Here is a 2,686-nt window from a genome sequence, read left to right on the forward strand (position 1 = left end):
CCATCACGGCCTGCGCCGGGGCTTCATCCCCCAGCAGCGACGCATGCGCCACCAGTTCGCACAGCATGTCGACGGACTCCTCTTTCAAGCTGCGGACGGCGCCCAGGATCTGCTGTTCATTCAAGGTGCTCGAGGTCAAAGTGCTCATTGCGTTCCTCCATCGCGCTGGCGCGCATTCACAATTACTCGCCGCGCGCCGGCAGCGTCAGCGGTCCCAACTCACGCAAGCTTCGCGAATCGGCCGGCGGGTTCGCGTAGCACGGAAAGTCGACGCGCGTATCGCGAAAGGACTTCAGCATCTGGCCCAGCCCGTTGATCCCGCGCCTGCGGGACGCGCGGACCCGCTCCAGGTCGAGCGTCACCGGAATGACCTCGTTGTGCTCGCCGGCCTGGTGGATAACCTCGCCTTCGGGCCCGACAATGATCGAGCGGCCGTTGCCAAGCTCCCCCGCATTGTTGATGTCCACAAAGTAGCACTGGTTCACGATGGCGTTCGCCTGGGCCAGCACAAGCTCCTGGGCACGATCGATGGTGCTGGTGAGCGTGGGATGCAGGATGACTTCCGCCCCTTTCCACACGAGAGCTCGGGCCACTTCCGGAAACCATTGGTCGTAGCAGATCGACAGGCCGAAACGCCCGACCTCCGGCACGTCGAACACCACGCATTCCCTGCCATGGGTGACGCCGGCTTCGTAAGGAAGAAACGGATAGATCTTGCGATAGCGGGCAACGGTCATGCCCGCTGGGTCGATCGCGATGGCGGTGTTGTAGATGCGGTCACCTTCCCGTTCGTACAGCGATCCGGGCACGAGCCAGATGCCGAGCTTTCGGGCGAGCGCCTGATAACGCGCCTCGGTCGGTCCCGGCAATGGCTCGGCGCTGCCGAGCGCCGAGCCGAACGAGGCAAGTTCAGGCAAYAGGACCATCTGCACCCATGGAAAGCGCTTCACCGTCGACGCGATTTCGCGCTCGATGCAGTCTCGATTGTCCCCGGGCGCCAGGGCGAGTTGCAGGCCCGCGATAGAGAAAGGCTTCAAAATAGGGTCTCCAGGAATCGACTCGCGCGGTCGGGGTCGTCACACGATCGAATCGTGCAGCGCACGGCTGTACGGGTGCTCGGGACGGGTATAGAACTGCTGCGCGGAAGCGACTTCCACCAAGTCGCCCGCGCGCATGACCGCGATCCGGTGCGAGACGTAGCGGGTCGCCGCGAGGTCGTGCGAAATGAACAGTGCGGCGAAGCGGTGCTGCTGTTGCAGGCCGCGGATCAGATTCAGGATCTGGCTCTGCACCGAGACGTCGAGCGCGCTCACTGCCTCGTCGAACACGATAAACCGTGGGCTCGTGATCAGCGCCCGTGCGATCGCCATGCGCTGGCGCTGCCCGCCCGACAGCTCGCCCGGGTAGCGGGCAGCGAGCTCGCCGTCGAGGCCGACCTCGGCGAGCATGGCGGCGACCCGGCGCTGTCGCTCGGCGCGGTCGCCGAGTCTCTGGATCAGCAACGGCTCGGCAATCGAGGCGCCGCAGCGCAGGCGAGGGTTCAATGCCCACTCCGGATGCTGGAAGACCACCGACAGCGCGCCCTGTCGCCGCACGACGGGATCGAACGGCTTGCCTTCGAACAGAAAAGTCCCGAAGGTGGGCCGCACGAGACCGAGCATGATCCTCCCCAGCGTTGTCTTGCCCGATCCGGATTCGCCGACCAGGCCGACCGTTTCGCCCGGGGCGATGTCGAGGTCGACCCGATTGACGGCGGGTACGGCGATGCGGTGCCAAGGCGGACCCTTGCGGTAGGTGACACCGAGTCCACGCAACTGGATGGTAGGTTGGGCGGTGACCATCACGACGCCTCCAAGGGCTCGGCAGGAACAGTGTTGCCGTCGAGCGCAAAGTGGCACGCGACGACCCGTCCTCGCAGGTTGACATCAGCCGGGCGCTGGCTGTGACAGATCGGCTGCGCATGCGCGCAGCGCGCCGCGAATGCGCAATTGGTTGATCGCTGGTGCAGCACGGGCGGCACTCCGGGAATAGGTTGAAGCTGGCCACCGGGGCCTTCGTTACCGGCCGCAGCCCGCACCAACGCCTGCGTGTAGGGGTGACGGGGCGCGGCGAAGACCTGGCGGCTCTCGCCTGACTCAACGACGCGGCCGCCATACATGACGAGGATGCGCGCGCAGCGCCGCGCGACCATCCGCAAATCGTGGCTCATGATCACCAAGCTGGCGCCAGTGTCGCGGCCGAGCGCCATAAGCAAGTCGAGTATCGCGCCTGTAATGGAGGCATCGAGGGACGCGGTCGGTTCGTCGGCGATCACGACCGCGGGGTTGCGCGCGATCGCCAGGGCGATCACCACCCGCTGCGCCATCCCGCCGGACAATTCGTGTGGGAAGCAGGCCGCCACCCTGGCGGGATCGCTCAGGCTCGCTTTCGCGAGCAGTTCGACGATGCGGGCCGACCCGGCAGGCAAGTTCAGCGCGAGGGCGATCTGGCGGCCAATGCGCATCGTCGGGTCCAGTGCCAACATCGGGTTTTGGAACACGAAACCGAGCCGGTCGCGTCGGACGGCGCGCAGTTGCGCGTCCGTGCAGCGCAGAATCGAACGGCCTTCGACCAAGACGTCGCCGCCGTCGAAAGATGCATTCGGCGCCAGCAAGCGGCCGATGGTCATGCCAAGTGTGGACTTGCC

Annotated in this window: 3 protein-coding genes; all 3 read right to left on the reverse strand. The window is 65.8% G+C overall.

Annotation, left to right across the window (positions count from 1 at the left end; all coding sequences use genetic code 11):
- Nucleotides 1–182 precede the first annotated feature (182 nt).
- Nucleotides 183–1,037 carry a carbon-nitrogen hydrolase family protein gene (locus AC1D2K_RS33125; protein WP_478094471.1) on the reverse strand — a complete coding sequence of 285 codons (855 nt, stop codon included), beginning with the start codon at nucleotides 1,035–1,037 and terminating at the stop codon, nucleotides 183–185.
- Between the two features lie 39 nt (nucleotides 1,038–1,076).
- The gene (locus AC1D2K_RS33130) at nucleotides 1,077–1,841 is read right to left on the reverse strand and encodes an ATP-binding cassette domain-containing protein (RefSeq protein ID WP_478094473.1); all 765 of its coding nucleotides are present in this window, start codon (nucleotides 1,839–1,841) and stop codon (nucleotides 1,077–1,079) included.
- Nucleotides 1,841–2,686: ABC transporter ATP-binding protein (locus AC1D2K_RS33135; protein WP_478094474.1), on the reverse strand; the 846-nt coding region annotated here is incomplete at its 5' end. The genes AC1D2K_RS33130 and AC1D2K_RS33135, both read right to left, overlap by 1 nt.

The sequence above is a fragment of the Variovorax sp. P1_H12_2 genome, from assembly GCF_056405335.1.

What these genes read in the sequence shown, in the direction of transcription:
- AC1D2K_RS33130 (WP_478094473.1), bottom strand. Translation starts at nt 1,841, where the DNA reads ATGGTCACCGCCCAACCTACCATCCAGTTGCGTGGACTCGGTGTCACC.